At 66.5% G+C, this 16,912-nt stretch carries 15 protein-coding genes; 9 read left to right on the top strand and 6 right to left on the bottom strand.

The genetic code is table 11. The annotated features are described in order from the left end of the window. Positions 1–212 precede the first annotated feature (212 nt). The 3 genes from ACGLHR_RS45055 to ACGLHR_RS45065 all read right to left on the bottom strand — a co-directional run bounded on the left by ACGLHR_RS45055 (position 213) and on the right by ACGLHR_RS45065 (position 3,400). Positions 213–1,460 (bottom strand): BON domain-containing protein, encoded by a 1,248-nt coding sequence (locus ACGLHR_RS45055; protein ID WP_400102312.1) that lies wholly within the window; start codon positions 1,458–1,460, stop codon positions 213–215. Positions 1,461–1,889: 429 nt separating this feature from the next. Further along, entirely contained in the window at positions 1,890–2,360 is a 471-nt protein-coding gene (locus ACGLHR_RS45060) for a MarR family transcriptional regulator (protein ID WP_400102313.1), read from the bottom strand. A 278-nt stretch (positions 2,361–2,638) separates the two neighbouring features. Next, on the bottom strand, positions 2,639–3,400 hold the full coding sequence (locus ACGLHR_RS45065; RefSeq protein ID WP_400102314.1) for a metallophosphoesterase: 762 nt from the start codon (positions 3,398–3,400) through the stop codon (positions 2,639–2,641). A 109-nt stretch (positions 3,401–3,509) separates the two neighbouring features. Between ACGLHR_RS45065 and ACGLHR_RS45070 the strand changes: the two genes are divergently transcribed. The 3 genes from ACGLHR_RS45070 to ACGLHR_RS45080 all read left to right on the top strand — a co-directional run bounded on the left by ACGLHR_RS45070 (position 3,510) and on the right by ACGLHR_RS45080 (position 6,354). Beyond that, entirely contained in the window at positions 3,510–4,295 is a 786-nt protein-coding gene (locus tag ACGLHR_RS45070) for a helix-turn-helix domain-containing protein (RefSeq protein WP_400102315.1), read from the top strand. Positions 4,296–4,371: 76 nt separating this feature from the next. Beyond that, entirely contained in the window at positions 4,372–4,725 is a 354-nt protein-coding gene (locus ACGLHR_RS45075; RefSeq protein WP_400102316.1) for a VOC family protein, read from the top strand. 264 nt (positions 4,726–4,989) lie between these two features. Further along, on the top strand, positions 4,990–6,354 hold the full coding sequence (locus tag ACGLHR_RS45080; RefSeq protein WP_400102317.1) for an MFS transporter: 1,365 nt from the start codon (positions 4,990–4,992) through the stop codon (positions 6,352–6,354). A 35-nt stretch (positions 6,355–6,389) separates the two neighbouring features. Here ACGLHR_RS45080 and ACGLHR_RS45085 read toward each other — a convergent pair whose 3' ends face one another. The 3 genes from ACGLHR_RS45085 to ACGLHR_RS45095 all read right to left on the bottom strand — a co-directional run bounded on the left by ACGLHR_RS45085 (position 6,390) and on the right by ACGLHR_RS45095 (position 10,030). Continuing rightward, on the bottom strand, positions 6,390–7,367 hold the full coding sequence (locus ACGLHR_RS45085; protein ID WP_318237083.1) for an aldo/keto reductase: 978 nt from the start codon (positions 7,365–7,367) through the stop codon (positions 6,390–6,392). Positions 7,368–7,471: 104 nt separating this feature from the next. Next, positions 7,472–7,894, bottom strand: coding sequence for a hypothetical protein (locus ACGLHR_RS45090; RefSeq protein WP_400102318.1), 423 nt, complete (start codon positions 7,892–7,894; stop codon positions 7,472–7,474). A 1,182-nt stretch (positions 7,895–9,076) separates the two neighbouring features. Then, on the bottom strand, positions 9,077–10,030 hold the full coding sequence (locus ACGLHR_RS45095; RefSeq protein WP_400102319.1) for a LysR family transcriptional regulator: 954 nt from the start codon (positions 10,028–10,030) through the stop codon (positions 9,077–9,079). Between the two features lie 184 nt (positions 10,031–10,214). Between ACGLHR_RS45095 and ACGLHR_RS45100 the strand changes: the two genes are divergently transcribed. The 6 genes from ACGLHR_RS45100 (at position 10,215) to ACGLHR_RS45125 (ending at position 16,697) form a co-directional block, all read left to right on the top strand. Next, on the top strand, positions 10,215–11,201 hold the full coding sequence (locus tag ACGLHR_RS45100) for a Bug family tripartite tricarboxylate transporter substrate binding protein (protein WP_400102320.1): 987 nt from the start codon (positions 10,215–10,217) through the stop codon (positions 11,199–11,201). A 13-nt stretch (positions 11,202–11,214) separates the two neighbouring features. Then, positions 11,215–12,522 carry an aconitase/3-isopropylmalate dehydratase large subunit family protein gene (locus ACGLHR_RS45105; RefSeq protein WP_400102321.1) on the top strand — a complete coding sequence of 436 codons (1,308 nt, stop codon included), beginning with the start codon at positions 11,215–11,217 and terminating at the stop codon, positions 12,520–12,522. Next, positions 12,519–13,094 carry an alpha-IPM isomerase gene (locus ACGLHR_RS45110; protein WP_400102322.1) on the top strand — a complete coding sequence of 192 codons (576 nt, stop codon included), beginning with the start codon at positions 12,519–12,521 and terminating at the stop codon, positions 13,092–13,094. The genes ACGLHR_RS45105 and ACGLHR_RS45110 overlap by 4 nt, the downstream gene beginning before the upstream one ends. A gap of 51 nt (positions 13,095–13,145) precedes the next feature. Beyond that, entirely contained in the window at positions 13,146–14,348 is a 1,203-nt protein-coding gene (locus ACGLHR_RS45115) for a pyridoxal phosphate-dependent aminotransferase (RefSeq protein ID WP_400102323.1), read from the top strand. A 57-nt stretch (positions 14,349–14,405) separates the two neighbouring features. After that, positions 14,406–15,107: an RraA family protein gene (locus tag ACGLHR_RS45120; RefSeq protein ID WP_318237317.1), complete on the top strand. Its 702-nt coding sequence runs from the start codon at positions 14,406–14,408 to the stop codon at positions 15,105–15,107. A 300-nt stretch (positions 15,108–15,407) separates the two neighbouring features. Beyond that, complete coding sequence (locus ACGLHR_RS45125; RefSeq protein ID WP_400102324.1) at positions 15,408–16,697, top strand: MFS transporter; 1,290 nt, start codon at positions 15,408–15,410, stop codon at positions 16,695–16,697. The last annotated feature ends 215 nt before the right edge of the window (positions 16,698–16,912 follow it).

Below are 16,912 nucleotides of genomic sequence, written 5' to 3' on the forward strand. Positions count from 1 at the left end.
GAAGGAACGAGGGTAGTCAATGCCTGCGATTGGAAGCTCCATGCCCGAGTGTAACTCCGGTTAAATGGATACCCCATCCGATAGTTATCTTCATACCCTGCGCAGACAGGGCCTGGTGCAATCCAGCGAAGCGCTCTGTGCGTACCGTGCCTTGCTCTGAGCATTCCCGGCTGTGGCAAAGAGCCCGCCCGGCGCGGGATCTTTGCCGTCACTCACTCCGGCGTCCAGGTCTTCAGGTCAGTCATCTTTGCCGGCGTCGCCGTCTGGGCTGCGACGCCGCTGGTCGCGCTAGTGCAAGTGGAAGGCGTGGCGGCCGATGCCGTAACGCTTGCAACGCTCGCTGTGCCGCTCGCAGCCGCACTGCCTTGGCGGCTTACGCCAGACCCGCCAACCCCGCCAAGCCCACGGTCGCGCTGCACGCGGATATTGTTCTGGACCTCGGTCACGCCGAATACAGTGTCGGCCAGATCCTCGATATCGTATTTTTCGCTGCGCGTGCGTACCGTCCCGGTCAGCGTGACCAAGCCGGATGCCACTTCCACGCTAACGTCGCGCACGTCCACGCCGCCCGCGTAGGCAAGGTGCTCGCATACCGTTTCGCGGATGCGCTCGTCGCTGCGTTGATAGCCCTTGGGGCCGACGCGGCGGCCTTGGGGCTGGCCGAAGACTTCGCCTACGGCTTCGCCGATGCGGCGTCCGAGGTGGTAGAGCGCGCCGTGCTCCTCAGGCTCTTGTGACGCCTCGCGATACGCTCGACGAGGCTCGCTGCGTTCCCTATCCCATTGTTGTGTGCGCTGGTTTTCGCGCTGGTCCGCCCAGGGGTCGCTGCGTTCGCCTCCCCGGAAATCCTGCCGTTCATTGCTGCGGTAGCCGCCCGCGTACTCGCCGCGATATTCGCTGGGATACCCGCCGCGCGGGTTGCCTCGCTCGTCGCCTCGATAGGTGCCTTGTCCATGCCCATAGGCGGTATCTCCCCGTACATCGCTGAAGTAGCCGCGTCCGTAAGCTGGCTGCGTATCTTCACGGGAGCGATCCATATCGCGTAGCCAGTCCTGGTCGCGGTTGCGGTACCGGGAGCGCTCGCCTGGCCAGGTGTCGGCATCCTCGGGCTCGTACTGGCCGTTCAGGCCATAGCGCAGATCGCTGCCCTTGCGGTAGTCGCCCTGGGAGCGGCCGGGATGGCCGGGATGGTCGGGACGGTCGGGATGATTCGGATGATCAGGGTAGCGGCCTTGCCCATACTCCCGGTCATAGCCCGCATCGTCGCGCGCCGGGCCGCCATCGCTCAACTGCCCTGGCGAGAGTTGCTGGCGCCGGCGTTCGCCTTGCCAGCTGCCATCGTCGGATTCGGGCTGCCATTCGTCGCTGCCCCAGCGCTCTTGGTGCCGTCCGCCGCCGCTGCCTTCATAGCCGCGCCACACCTGGCCGCGGCGATAGCGCTCGTTGTATCGATCGTCCATGATGATCTCCTGTGTTGCGTTCGCCATGTGCGCGCGCACATTCCACGCGTCGGCACGGCAAGTATTGGAGACGCGCAAGAACCGTACCGTCGCGGCGGGCGGCGTTTTCCGGTGAGCACAGGGGGAAGCCGGGCCCGCGAAGCGGCGTGTTTTGAACGCCTTAGCTGGCGCTTGTAAATTCTGCGCGATGCGGCGCGGCGGGCGCGGCCCTCGGCAGCTACATCCAGTGGCTGGGATGCGTCAGCTCCGGCACATGGCCCAAGCGCCCGGCTCGTGGCTGGCAAGCTTGGCGCTGGGCGATCCGCTCGAAGGCCAGTTGGCTGCCCGACGGCATGGCCCTGGCTTAACCCGGCATGGATGCCTGGGGCAGGCCAGCCGTAGCGGCCTGCGGCGCCGCGGCGAGCCGTGCCGCGCGGCAAAGCGCGGCATTTAGTGGGTTGGTTCGACCCGGCGTTCCGCCTGGCGTCCAAGCCGCATGCTGTGATCGTGCAAGGTGGCTTTCATGCGCCTCAGCGAGGCGGTGAGCGTGGTGCGCTCCTCGGTGCTGAAGGCGGCGACCGAGACGGAGTGGAGCGCCTTCAACCCTTTCCAGACGCGGTCCACCTTAGGCTCGGCGTCGACGGGAATCAACGGCTGGCCGGCGGGGTCATACGCGATCCAGCCGTCGGCTTGCAAGTCGCCCAGCAGGCTTTCCGAGTGCGTCGCGGATATCAGCATCTGGCCCAGGTAGGGCTCATGGCGAACGAATTCTTCCTGGCGGATAGCGCGCAGCAAGATCCATTTCGGGTAGTCGAGTCCAGCATCGGAAAGCGTCTGGTCCAGCACGCTCTGCCATTCGCGCACGCTGTCCATCAAGGCTAGAAGTACGGATTCCGTCGGTTCGAGAGCCTTAGGCTGCATTGTTTTGTCTCCTGTCTTTCGAGCTTGCCGCCAGACCAGGGGCCGGTGCTTGGCCGGCCCGGGCGGCGCAGTGGATGCGGCGGGCGTTGCCTGCCTTGATTTCCTGCGGAGCAGACATTAGCAGACAACTTCCGCCGTGGCGAAGTGCCCCTGCGGGGCGAAAGGTCTGACAGTGCGTTGGGCGTCTCAAACCAAGGGAAAATCCCAAGTGGGTTGTCCCGTGCGCATCAGGCCGGCGTTCGCGTCGCGAACTTCGGTGCGGCGGTGGGCCGGCGTGATTACAGTTCGATGACAAGGTTGGGGTTGAAGCGCGGGTTTTCGAGCTTGCCTTCCCGTGCGTAGCCGCGCGGGTTGCACACCACGCGGGTGGCGCCCAGTTGATAGTCGAAGCTGTCATGGGTATGCCCATGCACCCAGAGCGCAGGCTGCCATGCCGCGATTTCCTGGCGCAGGTCGGAGACGAAGCTGGCATTGAGGTGCGAGCCGGCGAACTTGGGGCTGATGCTCAGCGGCGACGGCGCGAAGTGCGTGATGACGACGGTCTGGACGTCGTGGGGTGCCTGGAACCGCTGCGCCAGCCAGGCAACCGAATCCCTGAACAACGCCTGCGACGTGGCGGGCGTGAAGCGCTCCTCGAAATCTGGCGCAACGCGGATGCGGGAGAAGTCGCGCATGAGGGACTGGGCGTCGCGCAGCCCATCCTCGCGCTGCTGCGGCGAGGAGAACAAGCGGTAGTCGGACCACAGCGTGCAGCCAAGGAAGCGCACGCCGCGGTAATGCCATTCCGAGCGCTCCAGCACCTGCACCTGCGTGCCGGCCGCGCCGGCGCGCAGGGCGTCCATGGTGGTGGCCAGGTCGCTGCCGTAGAACTCGTGGTTGCCGGCGACAAACAGGGTGGGCAGCGTGGCGGCCGCGGCCCATGCCATGGCTTCCTGCGGGCGCCAGATGTCGCCGGCCAGTATCATCACGTCGACATCGGGATTCGGAAAGTCCATCGGATAGACCGAAAGATGCAGGTCCGAAACCAAACCTATTTTCATGCGTCTCTCCTGGGGCGGATCGGGCGATGCCAATCCTGGCACGATGCCTGAATCGTCGCACACGTCTTCGGGGACCTACAGCTTAATGCAAGAGCCAGATTCGCGAAATTTGCCGGACGTTCCCGCGCTGGCCGGCACCGTCGGGCGCTACTGCGAAGCCCAGCCCCGGCCTGAGCTCCAGCCGCATTTCCGGTGCGTGTGGACCAGCGCCTTGCCAGCCGGCCACGCAGGCGCGATTGCCGTCGTGCCGGACGGCTGCGTGGATGTGCTCTGGCGTGCCGGCCGGCTGCTGGTGGTCGGGCCGGACATCACCGCGGCCCGGCCGGACCTGGAGCCCGGCGCGGCGGTGCTGGGCGCGCGTTTTCAACCGGGCGCGGCGCTGCCCTGGCTGGGCTTGCCCATGTCGGAGATCGTCGGGAGCGAGGTCGAGCTGGCCGATCTGTGGGGCCAGCGTGGGCGGGAGTTTGCCGGGAGGATGGAGGAGGCCGCGGCAGCAGGGCGGCAGGTGGAGGTATTCCAGTGCCAGTTGGCGAAGATGGCGCTGCAGGTCGAGGCCCCGAGCCGCGAGGCGGCTGCCATCTTCGCGCTGGTGCAGGCCAGCGCCGGCATGGCGGGCGAGGCGATTCCCTTGCTCCTGCGCCGGCTGGGCCTCAGCGAGCGCACGCTGCGGCGCCGCAGCGTCGAGCATTTCGGCTACGGCGCGAAGACGCTGGCGCGGATCCTGCGGTTTCAGCGTGCGTTGTCGCTGGCGCTGGAATCGGCGGATAGCGGGCTGGCCGCGATCGCGGCGGATGCGGGCTACGCCGACCAGGCCCACCTGAGCCGGGAGATCCAGTCGCTGTGCGGCATGACGGCGTCGACCCTGCTGCGCCAGTTGCGCGCGCCAAGGGCTTGATTGGCCGTTTTGTTCAAGCTTTGCCGCGGCATCCGGGTGAAAATGCTGTTCCTCATCCATCACCAGGGAGTCCGCCATGGGCACCAGAGGCCAGGACCGGCAGATCGACAACATCGAGTTCAATGTCAGCGACATCGCGCGCAGTAAGGCGTTCTATGGTGCAGCCTTCGGCTGGACCTTCACCGACTACGGCCCCACTTACTGCGAGTTCAGCGACGGCCGGCTGACCGGTGGCTTCACCACCGGCGAAGCGGTCCGGCCCGGCGGACCGCTCGTGATCCTGTATGCGGATGACCTGGCACGGGCGCAGCAGGGCGTGGAGGCTGCCGGCGGCACCGTGGTCCGGGCGGTCTTCTCGTTCCCGGGCGGGCGGCGTTTTCATTTCCGAGACCCGGACGGCTACGAGCTGGCGGTGTGGTCGGCGGCGTAGTGCAGGCGCGTCTCCAAGCAGCGCTTTACCTGTCATTTGCCTGGCCGCAGGCGACGTCGTCGCCTGCAGATATTCGCGTTTTCCCGTATTGTGTCGGCTTGCCATGCCCTCGCTCGCATCGAGAGGGGGAGCCATGGTGCATGTATCAAACAATCGGGCAGGGTGCCGGCGCATCGCGCGACTGCCCGCGCGCGGCGGTAACTGGCAATGACAGTGTCGAACACAGCAGAATCCAATCTCCCACCCCGCGCCGCGGACGCGCCCATGACGTCGCTGGAGCGCCGCGGCATGGCTGCCATCCTGGTGGCGGTCTCCCTCGCCACGCTCGATACGGCGATCGCCAACACAGCACTTCCCGCCATCGCAGCCTCGCTGCATGCCACCCCGGCGGCATCCGTGTGGGTCATCAACGCCTACCAGCTCGCCATGGTGGCCACGCTGCTGCCGTTCGCGGCGCTGGGCGGCATCGTCGGGCACCGGCGCGTGTATCTCGGCGGGCTGATCCTGTTCATCGTTGCCTCGGTGGTCTGCGCGCTCTCCTGGTCGTTGCCGACGCTGGTCGCCGCGCGGCTGCTGCAGGGCGTGGGCGCCAGCGCCATCATGAGCGTGAACGCGGCGCTGATCAGCGCGATCTTTCCACCGCACCGGCTCGGGCGCGGCGTCGGGCTGAACGCGCTGGTGGTTGGCGTGTCGTTTGCCGTGGGGCCCACGGTGGCGTCGATCATCTTGTCGCTCGGGCCATGGCCGTGGCTGTTTGCCGTGAACCTGCCGATCGGCCTGCTGGCGCTCTACATCGCCTGGCCCGCGCTGCCGCAGACGGTGCGCGGCGCGCATCGCTTCGACCGCGTCGCGGCGGGGCTGAACGTGGTGATGTTCGCCTCCCTGATCTTTGCGCTTGGGGAGGGCGCGCAACGCGCGCCGCTGGGGCAGTCGCTGGCGGCGCTGGGCGTGTTCCTGGTGGCGTTCGTGTTGCTGCTGCGCCGCGAGCGCGGCCATCCCGCGCCGATGCTGCCGATCGATTTGCTCAAGCGGCCCATGTTCGCGCTGTCGACCATGACCGCGATCTGCTCGTTCGCCGCGCAGGGGCTGGCCTTCGTGTCGCTGCCGTTTTATTTCGAGAGCGTGCTGGGACGCAGCCCGATCGAGACGGGCTTCCTGATGACGCCGTGGTCGGCGGTGGTGGCGCTGATGGCGCCGCTGGCCGGGCGGCTGTCCGACCGCTATCCGCCGGGTTTGCTCGGTGGTGTGGGCCTGGCGGTGATGTGCATGGGCATGGCGTCGCTGGCGCTGCTGCCGGCGCATCCCAGCGCGCTGGAGATCGGCATTCGCATGGCCATCTGCGGCGCGGGCTTTGGCTTCTTCCAGTCGCCCAACCTCAAGGCGCTGATGTCGAGCGCCCCGCGCGAGCGCGCCGGCGGCGCCAGCGGCGTGATTGCCACCGCGCGCCTGCTCGGCCAGGCGACCGGCGCGGCGCTGGTTGCGCTCAGCTTCGGCATTGCGGGCCGCCACGGCCCAACGCTGGCGCTGGCGATTGGCGCGGGCTTCGCGGGCGTGGCCAGCATCGCCAGCGGCCTGCGGCTGATCACGCGCGAGCCGGGCGCGGCTGCGTTGCAGCCATCGGGCGAGTGACCGGCCACCGGTAGGTCACCGGGGCCGGCGCTGCCTCAGAAGCCTACCGGCGCGTGCGGCACGTAGGGTGCTTCCAGCGCGGCGATCTCTTCAACGGTGAGTCCAAGCGACAGCGCCGCCACGGCGTCCTCGATATGGTGCGGCTTGGACGCGCCGATGATCGGCGAGGTGATCTCCGGCTTCTGCACCAGCCACGCCAGCGCGACCTGGGCTGCCGGCACGCCGCGCGCCTGCGCAATGGCGTGCACTTGTTCCACCACCTTGCGGTCCGATTCCTCGGTATTGCGATAGAGCGTCTTGCCAAACGCATCGCTCTGCTCGCGCGCGCTGCCGGCATGCCACGGACGGGTCAGGCGGCCGCGCGCCAGCGGGCTCCACGGCATCACCGCGATGCCCTCGGCGGCGCACAGCGGCAGCATCTCGCGCTCTTCTTCGCGGTTCAGCAGGTTCACATGGTCCTGCATGCTGGCGAACTGCGTCCAGCCGTGCAGGCGCGAGGTGTAGATAGCCTTGGAAAACTGCCAGGCATACATCGACGATGCGCCGATATAGCGCGCCTTGCCCGCCTTGACCACGTCGTGCAGCGCTTCGAGGGTTTCCTCGATGGGCGTATGCGGATCCCAGCGGTGGATCTGGTACAGGTCGACATAGTCGGTGCCGAGCCGGCGCAGGCTGTTGTCGATCTCGGCCAGGATGGCGCGGCGCGACAGGCCGCCCCCGTTCGGGCCGGGGCGCATGCGGCCATGCACCTTGGTGGCGATCACCACGTCGTCGCGGCTGGCGAAGTCCTTCAGCGCGCGGCCGACGAACTCCTCGGAGGTGCCGTCGGAATAGACGTTGGCGGTATCGAAGAAGTTGATGCCGGCTTCGATCGCCTGCCGGATCAGCGGCCGGCTGGCTTCCTCGTCGAGCGTCCAGGGGTGGTTGCCGCGCCCGGGCGCGCCGTAGGTCATGCAGCCCAGGCACAGGCGGGAGACTTCCAGTCCCGTCGAGCCAAACCTTACATAGTCCATCTTGCCTCTCCATTGATGAGTCGCTGCCATCGATCCTGGCCGCCGGCGGCGGGACCGCGCGGCACTCCGGCATGGTATGCGAATTCTGGCCGGGGCGACGGCGCTCAGGGCTGCACGTAGCCGCCGTCGACGAACAAGGTGGATCCCGTCATATAACCGTTGCCGAACAGGAACAGCACGGCGTCGGCTACCTCGTGCACGCTGCCGACCCGGCCCAGCGCGGTGCTGAGCACGATGGCGCCATCCGGCGCGATCTTGGGCGCGACTTCGTGCACGGCATGGTACTGGCCCCGGAACTTGCTGCGAAAGGGGCCTTCCACCGCGTCGTGGTCATCGCTGTGGATGGACGCGACCTGGTCGGCGGCGCCGGGCGCGAAGCGGTAGTCCAGGCGGGGAATCCTGGCGAAGAAGGCCGCTACCGATTCGCGCTCCGCCATGTCCACCACATGGCCCGAGGTGGAGCCGCCCGCGGCTTCGATGCGGGCGAAGCGGAGTATCCCGGCGTCGCTGGTTGCGCGGGCACGCATCGTTTTGGATTCTGCAGCGGGCGAGCCAAATAGTGAGAGCGTTTCCCCTCGATCATCACCGACAAGGCAATCCGTCTCGACACTAGCCCGCTGACGGGGGGGTGTCTCTTTAGGGCGGGGTTTTGATGCTTCTAGCTGCTGATGCAGAATAGCGTGAGTTGGGCAGTGTTTTAGCGCTTCTAGCTGCTGTCGCGGCTGTACGGTGTTGGCCGTTTTAGAACGTGTGAGATGTCACTTTTCTTTACTCGCGGGCTCGTAAAGAAAAGTAACCAAAAGAAAGCGATCCTTGCAGGAGGCTGGCTTGTCGGGGTCGCGCAGCCCAATGGTTTCGTCGTCAGGCCCTGGGTCTTAATGGACTCGTGCCGTTACCGGTTTAAATTGCCACGATCCTGTTATTGACGCTGGTTTCGTGGTGAGGCCCCCGGTAGCGGCATCCCTGCCTATTCGCCCATCTGCCGGTACCGAATCGGAGCATCACGATATATCACGCCGTGATGGTTTCGTGGTGGGGTGGGCGCGGTGGTGAAACCCTCGGATTTATTTTCTCGGTGCCACCGCGCCCGCGACGAAAACGGGACGCCTGCAACTTCGTGGGCGCCCGCGCCGCGAGCGACAGACGGCTTGAAATTCGTGGTGGTGGCTACCGGTGGGGGCCACCACGAAACCCTGGGCATTGGCAGCGTCGTGATGATCTAAACTGGTAACGGCACGAGGTCATTAGAACCCGGGGCCGTACGACGAAACCATTGGGGTCCCCAATGACGCCACGCCAGCCTCCTGCAAGGATCGCATTCTTTTGGTTACTTTTCTTTACGCCCGCCCGCGAGTAAAGAAAAGTGACATCTCACACGTTCTAAAATGGCAACACCGCCCAGCCGCGACAGCAGCTAGAAGCATCAAAACCCCGCCCAGCAAACGCCAAAACCCGCGTCAGCGGGCCACAAGCAATACACATCGCACACTTCCCCCAACCTGCTGGTTCGGCGCGGCCAGTCGTGGGACGAGCTTTATCGGAACGTGAAGTTCAGTGATGAGGTGAAGTCATGGACGGCTTACGACGCGATGCGCTTTCCTAATGTGCTTGGCATGTATCGGTGGGTATCCAATCACCGGCGGGGGGAGTGGTAGGGTATCTGGTGCTGGGCGCACTGTCTGCCTTGGACGACTCAGTTTTTCGCACCCCTAATCCATCTCCGCCTGCGCGGCCGCCTGCACCGACACCCCGGGCGGCATGGCCTGCCCCCGTATCTCATCCAGCAATATCCCCAGCAGCCGCTGCGCACTGGGCGACAGCGACCGCAGCGGCCGGGTGATCACGCAAATCTCCCGCGACAGCCGCGGCTCGTGCAATTCCCTGAAGACCAGGTCGGGATACTCGCGCTCTTTGTTGGCCAGCGCCGGCAGTACCGAATACTGCTTGCCCATGCTGAGCATGGCGAACAGGGAACTGGTGCTTTCCACTTCGTCGTGCTGGCCGCCGAGCACGGGCCAGTTGCCGGCGTGGCTGCGCAGGAAGTGGCCAATGCCGGTGTCCGCGCTGAAGCCGATGTATTGCTCGGGCGTCAGGTCGGCCCAGCACACGGGGCGCTCCAGTTGCGCGAGGGGCAGGTCGCGGTGGCACACCACGCCATAGGAGTCGGCCACCAGTGGCGTGTAGTCGAGGCCTTCGTGGCCCTGGTATTTGCTGTCGATCGCGAAATCCACTTCGCCTTCGAGCACCAGCCGCTCGGCTTGCCGGGCGGCGGGGTTGCGCAGGGAGATGGTGATGCCGGGATAGCTCTCGCGGAACCTGGGGATGGCGCGGACCAGGAAGTGGTTGATGACCGAGGCGGCGGCGACGATGCGGATATGGCCGCGGTTGCCCTGGGACAACGCCATCAGGTCGTAGACCGAACTGTCGAAGCCGTTGACGACTTTCTCCGCCTCGGTCCGGAAGCGTTCGGCGTGTTCGGTCAGGGCCACGCGCCGGGTGGTGCGGTCGAACATTTTCAGGTCTACCGCCTCTTCCAGTTGCTGGATGGTGGCAGTGAGCGCCGATTGCGTCATGCACAGGCGCAGGGCGGCGGCGGTGAAGGAGCCGGTGTCGGCGACGGCCAGGAAGCAGCGCAGTTGCTTGAGGGTGACGTTGTGGCGCATGAGGGTGGGGGGCGGCGGCCAGGATCGCGGTCCGGTCTATTTTTCAGGATTTCGTAATAATCGGTCAGTCGAATTCGTTTGTCCAGATTAATAAGGGTCCATAGAATTTGGCTTCAACCACGGCGCTGTACTGCGTGGCGATGGATGCAAAGTGCCACTTTTCTCTCCCCCACAGGACCCCCAGATGAAGAGCTTGATCCGCCTGAGCACAGTACTGCTTGCTGTCCTGCCATGCCTGGCCCACGCCGCAGACGCCCCCGCCGCGGACGACGGCTACCCCAACAAGGCGGTGCGCATCGTGGTGCCGTTTGCCGCTGGCGGGTCCACCGATGTGGTCGCGCGCATCATTGCCGAGAAGCTCTCTCAGCAGTTCAAGCAGCCGTTCCTGATCGACAACCGGGCCGGCGCCAGCGGCAATATCGGCGCGGAGCTGGTGGCCAAGTCCCCGGCCGATGGCTACACGCTGCTGATGGGCACGACCGGCGTGCTGTCGATCAACGACCATCTGTACAGCCGCATGGGCTACAACGTGGCCAAGGATTTCGTGCCGGTGAGCTACGTCACCCAGAACGCGAACATCCTGGTGGTGTCGCCGAGCCTGCCGGTAACCACCGTGCCGGAACTAGTGGCGCTGGCCAGGAGCAAGCCGGGCTCGCTCAGCTTTGCCTCGTCGGGGGCCGGCAGCTCCACGCACTTGTCGGGCGAACTGTTCAAGTCCATGGCCGGTGTGGACATCCTGCACGTGCCCTACAAGGGCAGTTCCTCCGCGCTGACCGACTTGCTGGGCGGTCAGGTGACGATGCTGTTCGATAACGCGCCGTCCTCCATCGGCTTCGTGCAGCAGGGCAAGCTGCGCGCGCTGGCGGTGACCAGCCGCAAGCGCTTGCCCGGCCTGCCCAACGTGCCCACGGTGGATGAGGCGGGGCTCAAGGGCTACGAGTCGCTGTCATGGAGCGGGGTGGTGGCGCCGTCGGCAACGCCGCGCGCGATTCAGCTCAAGCTGAACCGCGCGATCGACCGGATCCTGGCGACCGAGGAGGTCAAGGAAAAGCTGGTGCAGCTTGGCGTGGAGCCCGTTGGCGGCCCGCCCGAGGTGTTTGGACGCCAGATTCAATCCGAGCATGAAAAGTGGGGGAAGGTCGTCAAGAGCGCCAACCTCAAGCTGAACTGATCCGGTGCAGGCGATGAACGTATTGGATACCCCCGGCACCGGTACCGGCGGCAGGACGCTGGCGGAGAAGCTGCTCTCGCGCGCCGCCGGGCGCGACCTGCGCGCCGGCGACCTGGCGATCTGCGAGCCGGATGCCACCATGGGCACGGACGGCTCGATCCCCATGGCGCTCGACTACCTGCGGCAGATGCAGCCGCAGGGCGAGGCCTTGCCGGGACCGGCCCGGCCCGGGCGCGTGGTCTTTGCGCTGGATCATTACGGCGCCGGCTCCGGCGCGCGCGCGCTGGCCTTGCAGGACATCGCGCGGGACTACGCGCTGGCGCATGGCGTCGGCGTGTTCGAGGTGGGCGAGGGCATCGGTCACCAGCTCATGCTGGAGCGCGGGCGGGTCTTGCCCGGGCACCTCGTGGCCGGTGCTGACTCGCATGCCGTGACCTACGGCGCGCTCAACGCGTTCGGCACGGGCATCGGCTCGTCGGACCTGGCCGGCGTCCTGCAGTGCAACCAGCTTTGGCTCAAGGTGCCCGGCTCGCTGCGTATCCGCCTGCATGGCGCCCTGCCGGCCTACGCGTCGGCCAAGGACCTGGCGCTGGCCATGGCGCGCCGCATCGGCGCGGGCGGCGCGAGCTACCTCGCGCTGGAGTTCGCCGGGTCCGGCCTTGCCGCGCTCGATATGGACGACCGCATCGTGCTGGCCAATATGTCGGTGGAGATGGGTGCCAAGGCCGGCCTGTTCCCCTTCGACGATTGCACGGCCGCGTACCTTGCCGGGCGTACCGCGCAGGCCTATGTGCCGGTAGCGGCGGATGAAGACGCTACCTATGTCGATACGCTCGACTTCGACCTGACCACGGTCACGCCGCAGGTAGCGCTGCCGCACCGCGTGGACGACGTGCTCGATCTGGCCCAGGCGCCGGCCACCAAGATCGACATGGTCTACCTCGGCACCTGCACCGGCGGGCGCAGCAAGGACTACCGCGAGGCGCTGGACGTGCTGCGCGCGGGCGGTGGCGTGGCGCCCGGCGTGCGGCTGGTGGTGACGCCGGCATCGGAAGCGGTGCGCGCCGAGCTGGAGAGCGACGGCCTGCTGGCGGCGTTCGCAGCGTTCGGCGCGCAGATCCAGCCGCCCGGCTGCGGTGCCTGCTGCGGTACCTGCGGCAGCATTCCCACCGATGGCATGCGCGTGATCTCCACCGCCAACCGTAATTTCAAGGGCCGCATGGGCAATCGCACATCGGAGATCTTCCTGGCGTCGCCGCGCGCCTGTGCCAGCGCGGCCGTTACCGGCCACCTGGTAGATCCGCGCGAGGTGGCGCAATGACATTGCCGCAAACCAGGGTCAACGCCGCAGCCAGCGCCGCGTCCGTCATCCATGGCCGCGCCCGCCTGCTTGGCGATGACATCAACACCGACTACCTGATCGCCTCCAGCCGCAAGAAGGACAGCCTGGACCCGCAGGTGCTGCGCCGCTACCTGCTGGAGGATATCGATCCCGCCTTTGCCGCCAGCGTGGCGGATGGCGACATCCTGGTGGCCGGGCATAACTTCGGCTGCGGCTCCGCGATGGAAGTGGCGGTCACGGTGGTGCTCGCCGCCGGGATCCGCGTGGTGGTGGCGCGGAGCTTCTCGCGCACCTACTGGCGCAACGCCATCAACAACGGCCTGTTGCTGATCACCGCCGATACCGCCAATACCGTCGATATCGCCGGCATTGCCGAAGGCGACCCGCTGACGCTGCGCCTGGACGGCGCCAGCGCCGAACTGATGGTGGGCCCTGACCCCGAGGCGCCCACCCGCCGCATTTCCTGCGAGCCCGTGCCGGACATCGTGCTGACCATCCGCGCCGCCGGCGGGCTCGTTCCCTACCTGCGCCAGCATCGCAAGCTTGCCTGACCTTATCCATTCGCGCTATCCATTCACGCTACCGAAGACAGCGCCCAGACCATGACTCTCATTGCAGCCCGCCTCAACAGGATCAAGCCGTCGCCCAGCTCGATGGCAGGACAACGCGCGCGTGAACTGCGCGCCAGCGGCCGGGATATCGTCGGCCTCACTTCCGGCGAGCCCGATTTCGACACGCCGCAGAACGTCTGCGAAGCCGCCACCCGCGCCATGTCGGCGTCCAGGACCAAGTACACCGATGTCGGTGGCACCCCCGAGCTCAAGGCGGCCATCGCCGACAAGTTCCGCCGCGACAACGGCCTGGACTACGCGGCCAGCGAGATCATCGTCGGCACCGGCGGCAAGCAGATCATCTTCAACGCGTTGATGTGCACGGTGGACGTGGGCGATGAGGTCATTGTCCCGGCGCCATACTGGGTGTCCTACCCCGACATCGTGCTACTGGCCGACGGCACGCCGGTCTTCGTGGACTGCCCGCCGGAGAACGGCTTCAAGCTGCGCCCGGAGGACCTGGAGCGCGCCATCACTCCGCGCACGCGCTGGCTGGTGCTGAACGCGCCCAACAACCCGAGCGGCGCGGCGTACTCCCGCGCGGAGCTCAAGGCGCTGGCCGAGGTGCTGCTGCGGCACCCGCAGGTGTGGGTGATGACAGACGATATCTACGAGCACATCCTCTACGACGGCCGCGCGTTCTGCACCATTGCGCAGGTCGAGCCGCAATTGAAGGCGCGCACGCTCACGATCAACGGCGTATCCAAGGCCTACGCCATGACGGGCTGGCGCATCGGCTACGGCGGCGCGCCAGCCGCGCTGGTCAAGGCCATGGTCAAGCTGCAGTCGCAGAGCACGTCCAATCCGTCGTCCATCAGCCAGGCCGCTGCGCTGGAAGCACTGAGCGGCCCGCAGTACTACATCGCCGAGCGCACGCGCATCTTCCAGTCGCGGCGCGACATGGTGGTGGCGGAACTCAACCGCATCCCGGACCTCCAGTGCCACTCGCCGCAGGGCGCCTTCTATGTGTATCCCTCCTGTGCTGGCCTGCTCGGCAAGCTCACGCCCGAGGGCAAGCGGATCGAGACCGATGAAGACTTCGTGCTCTACCTGCTGGAGGCGCAGAACCTGGCCGTGCTGCAGGGCGGCGCGTATGGCGTGTCGCCGTTTTTCCGCATATCCTTTGCCACCTCGGTTGCACAGTTGCAGGAAGGCCTGCGGCGGCTGCGCCTGGCGTGCGAGGCATTGCGCTGACAAAATATCCGCGAGCGCCGTGCCCGGCGCTCGCACCATCCGCTTTGGAGTTTCGCCATGATCAACGAATCCCAACCACTGCAGTGGCCCCCCGGCTATCGCATCAACCCGCGCGCGCCGGGCCCGGCGGCCGATATCGTCGCGGCCTTGCGCGCAATGCCGGTGGCCGCCATCGGCGATGCCATGAGCCGTAACGTGGGCGCCATCGGCCTGCGCCAGTACCATGCCCGCCTGGATACCGTGCTGTGCGGCCCGGCCGTGACCGTGCGCGTGCGGCCCGGCGACAACCTGATGATCCACAAGGCCCTGATGATGGTCGAGGCCGGCGACGTGCTGGTCATCGACGGCGGCGGCGACGTGACGCAGGCGTTGGTGGGCGGCCTGATGCGCACCACCTGCATCGCGCGCAAGCTTGGCGGCCTGGTGATCGACGGCGCGGTGCGCGACCTGTGCGAATGGGCGGAAGAGGGCATGCCCATCTTTGCCCGGGGGCACACGCATCGCGGCCCGAGCAAGGACGGCCCGGGCGAGATCAATGTGCCGGTGTCCTGCGCCGGGCTGGTGGTGATGCCGGGCGACCTGGTGGTGGGAGACGCCGATGGCGTGATCGCCGTGCCGGCTGCCGAAGCCGCCGAGGTGCTGCGCAAGACGCGGGCGCATCTGGAAAAGGAAGCGAAGATCCGCGAGGGCAACCGCACCGGGACCACGGATCAGGAACGGTTCGATGCGGTATTGAGGGCAAAGGGTTTGCCGGTTTGAAGGTCGGAGGGCCCTGGCCCTCCCGGCTCCCCCTACGAGACCAGGCGCCGCACAAAGAACGACAGGAAATCGATGGAAAGCGCCGGGTCGATTGCAGCCAATTGGCGGAGCGTCTCTGGTAAGGCATAGGAACGATCAGCGACATGATGTGTTCGTTCGTGGTCATCAGCCTCATGCTCACGCCAAGGCGCTCCCCGTCTGATTCCACCCTGATCGTTCTCGTCCCCCCTTCCAGGCCAGCCGCTAGCCACGAGAGTAGAATCTCGCAAAATTTTTCGCTTGTGGCGCACGGGAAACGACATGACACAGGGCAACGCCAACGCCGCCGCGGTGACCGGGCTGGACCCGGCCGCGGTGGCAAATCTACCGCACGGCCGGCAAGGCCTCACTGAACAAGAGCAGGACGTCTACGCCCGCAAGGCCGTGATCGCCTCGGCGGTTGGCTACGCGCTGGACGGCTTTGACCTGCTGATCCTAGGCTTTATCCTGAGCGCGGTCTCCGCCGGCCTCGGGCTGACCCGCACCCAGGCGGGCTCGCTGGTGACGTGGACGCTGGTGGGCGCGGTGGCCGGCGGCATCGTCTTCGGCATCTTGAGCGACTACGTGGGCCGGGTGAAAGTGCTGACCTGGACCATCCTGCTGTTTGCCGTCTTCACCGGCCTGTGCGCGCTCGCGCAGGGCTACTGGGACCTGCTGGCCTACCGGACCATCGCCGGCTTTGGCCTTGGCGGCGAGTTCGGCATCGGCATGGCGCTGGCCACCGAGGCCTGCCGGCCCGGCCAGCGTGCCCGCGTTTCCTCGTATGTGGGCCTTGGCTGGCAGGCGGGCGTGCTTGCCGCGGCGCTGCTCACGCCGGCGCTGCTGCCGTATATCGGCTGGCGCGGCATGTTTGCCATTGGCGTGCTGCCGGCGGTGGCGTCGTTCGTGGTGCGCCGCTTTATCGGCGAGCCGGAAGTGTTCGTTGCCAGCAGCAAGGTGGCGCGCAAGGGCAATCCGCTCAAGATGCTGGTGGCCGACGCCGCGACGGCGCGTGCCAGCCTGGGCGTGGTGGTGCTGTGCTCGGTGCAGAACTTCGGCTACTACGGCCTGATGATCTGGATGCCGACCTACCTCGCCAAGCAGTTCAACTACTCGCTGACCAAGTCCGCGCTGTGGACCTCGGTGACCATCATCGGCATGGCCATCGGCATCTGGGTGTTCGGCCAGCTCGCGGACCGCATCGGTCGCCGGCCTACCTTCCTGATCTACCAGGTCGGGTCGGTGGTGATGGTCTTTGTCTACTCGCAGCTTTCGACCCCCTACGCGCTGCTGTTCGGCGGCGCGGTGATGGGCCTGTTTGTCAACGGCATGATCGGCGGCTATGGGGCGCTGATCTCGGAGCTGTATCCGACGCAGGCCCGCGCTACCGCGCAGAACGTGCTGTTCAATATCGGCCGCGGGGTGGGCGGCTTTGGCCCGCTGGTGGTGGGCGCGCTGGCCGCCAGCTATTCGTTCGGCACCGCTATTGCCGTGCTGGCGTTGATCTATGTGTTGGATATCCTTGCTACGCTGTTTCTGATCCCGGAGCGCAAGGGCGTCGCGCTGGAGTAAGCTGGATCGCTAATATTCCGTTCCGCTGAATTTTTCGCGAAGGCTGTTGGTATTGGTGAGGTTTGAATCGGCTTGGGTTGGCATAGTGGAGTGGCCCGCTGACGCGGGGGCGTGCGTTGTGGGCGGGGTTTTCATGTTCTAGTGCAGTGTTCCATTCTGTTTGGAACTTAAGCGGCGGTTGGCGCGAATGACTTTCTGCAAGATGTCGCGAGCGC

It is taken from the genome of Cupriavidus sp. CuC1 (genome assembly GCF_044627735.1).
GTDB classification, from domain to species: domain Bacteria; phylum Pseudomonadota; class Gammaproteobacteria; order Burkholderiales; family Burkholderiaceae; genus Cupriavidus; species Cupriavidus ulmosensis.